2 protein-coding genes are annotated in these 1901 nt (G+C 58.8%); one reads left to right on the top strand and one right to left on the bottom strand.

Translation table 11 applies throughout. The features are described 5' to 3' along the window. Positions 1-84: 84 nt before the first annotated feature. A complete protein-coding gene (locus M2400_RS33360) occupies positions 85-690 on the bottom strand; it encodes a histidine phosphatase family protein (RefSeq protein ID WP_259201413.1) in 606 nt (201 codons plus the stop codon). Between the two features lie 137 nt (positions 691-827). Between M2400_RS33360 and M2400_RS33355 the strand changes: the two genes are divergently transcribed. Beyond that, on the top strand, positions 828-1781 hold the full coding sequence (locus tag M2400_RS33355; RefSeq protein ID WP_177079916.1) for an aliphatic sulfonate ABC transporter substrate-binding protein: 954 nt from the start codon (positions 828-830) through the stop codon (positions 1779-1781). The last annotated feature ends 120 nt before the right edge of the window (positions 1782-1901 follow it).

Raw genomic sequence — 1901 nt, 5'->3', positions numbered from 1 at the left:
CCTGTGGCGAGGGAGCTTGCTCCCGCTGGGTTGCGCAGCAACCCCAAAAGCATCTACCGGCTCATCCTGAAGGACCGCAGTGGTCTACAAGGGGGCGCTTCGCACCCCAGCGGGAGCAAGCTCCCTCGCCACATTTGGCTCTGTGGCTATCTTGAGCGTCAGCACTTCGCCGTTGCGCAATTGCCAGTCGAAGAAGTCTGAAAAGTCATCGCGGACCAATGCGCGAATCGCCTTGGCGACGACACCATGGGCAACCAGTACCACCACCTGTTGCCCATGGTTCACCAGCAACTCATTCAACCCCTTTCGAATACGCTCGACAAACTGCGAGACAGACTCCCCATCGGTGGGCGCCAATTCCCATTGCCGGGTAATGTTCTGCGCCCACAGTTCGGGATAACGTTGCGCCGCCTCCGCCTGGGTCAGCCCTTCAAACACCCCCACGCTGCGCTCGCGAAACGCATCCAGCGTATGCAGTTCAAGCCCGTCATCCGCAAACACAATCGCCGCCGTCTGCTGTGCCCTGCGCAACGGTGAGAGCACGACGGCATCGATCTGCGCCGGCAGCCTTGCCCGCAGCTCACGCGCCTGAAGCACACCCCGTTCGTTGAGATCGATGTCCAGCGAACCCTGATAACGGCCTTCGGCATTGGCATCGGTTTCGCCGTGACGAACAACATACAACTGCATACCGCCTCCTTCACCCTGACGTTGAAAGGCCGCGAACGGCGCACCCGATAAAGGCCTAAGCTAAGATCGAAAAATTATTTATCGAATGTTTTTTAGAACAATAAGCTCACCTTAATCCATTAAGAGTCGAGCACGCCATGCCCCAGTTTACGCTCCATCGCCTTTTCATCGCGGGCCTTGCCACACTGGGCCTCTGCACCACCCTGAGCACACAAGCCCAGGAAACCGTACGCATCGGCTACCAGAAATCCTCGACCCTGATCACCCTGCTTAAGACCCAGGGCACCCTGGAAAAAGCCCTCAAGGCCGATGGCATCGACGTCAGCTGGCACGAGTTTCCCAGTGGCTTGCCACTGCTGGAAGCACTGAACGTCGGTAACGTCGACATCAGCGCCGACGTGGCCGACACCGTGCCGATCTTCGCCCAGGCCGCCCAGGCCAAACTCACCTACTTCGCCCAGGAAGCGCCCTCGCCGCAAGCGCAGGCGATCGTGGTGCGCAAGGACTCGCCGATTCAGCAACTGGCGGATTTGAAAGGCAAGAAAATCGCCGTGACCAAGGCTGCCGGCACTCACTACTTATTGATCGCGGCCCTGAACAAGGCGGGGCTGGCTTTCTCCGATATCGAGCCGGCGTACCTGACGCCTGCCGATGGTCGCGCCGCGTTTGAAAACAACAAGGTTGATGCCTGGGTTACCTGGGAACCCTTCCTCACCAGCGTGCAACGCCAACTGCCTACCCGCACCCTCGCGGATGGCACTGGGCTGGCCAGTTACAAGCGTTATTACCTGACGGGTACGCCTTATGCCAAGGCGCATCCTGAAGTGCTGAAAGTGGTTTATGAGCAATTGCTCAAGGCCGGTGAGTGGGTGAAGCAGCATCCGCAAGACGCGGCGAATGTGTTGGGCCCACTGTGGGGCAACCTGGATGCAGCGACGGTGGAAACCGCGAATGCCCATCGCAGCTATCAGGTGCAACCGGTGACGCTGGACCAGTTGGGTGAACAGCAGAAGATTGCGGATGCGTTCTTCAAGGCGGGGTTGTTGCCCAAGGCGGTGGATGCTCAGGATGTGCAGGTTTGGAAACCTTGACGGTTCGCCAGGCGTCCGGGGCGGGGTACATATCCGTTATTTAGGTAACGGCGGCTTATGGTTTCGCTCTTACAGCGACTCACTTTGGAAAAGCCCCAAAGTAAGCAAAGGGCTCTGCCC

This window comes from Pseudomonas sp. BIGb0558 (genome assembly GCF_024807515.1).
Classification (GTDB): domain Bacteria; phylum Pseudomonadota; class Gammaproteobacteria; order Pseudomonadales; family Pseudomonadaceae; genus Aquipseudomonas; species Aquipseudomonas yamanorum_A.
The sequence above is the reverse complement of the archived record's forward strand: the minus strand, read 5'-3'. Positions and strand labels throughout refer to the sequence as shown.

What these genes read in the sequence shown, in the direction of transcription:
- M2400_RS33360 (WP_259201413.1), bottom strand. Translation starts at nt 690, where the DNA reads ATGCAGTTGTATGTTGTTCGTCACGGCGAAACCGATGCCAATGCCGAA.
- M2400_RS33355 (WP_177079916.1), top strand. Translation starts at nt 828, where the DNA reads ATGCCCCAGTTTACGCTCCATCGCCTTTTCATCGCGGGCCTTGCCACA.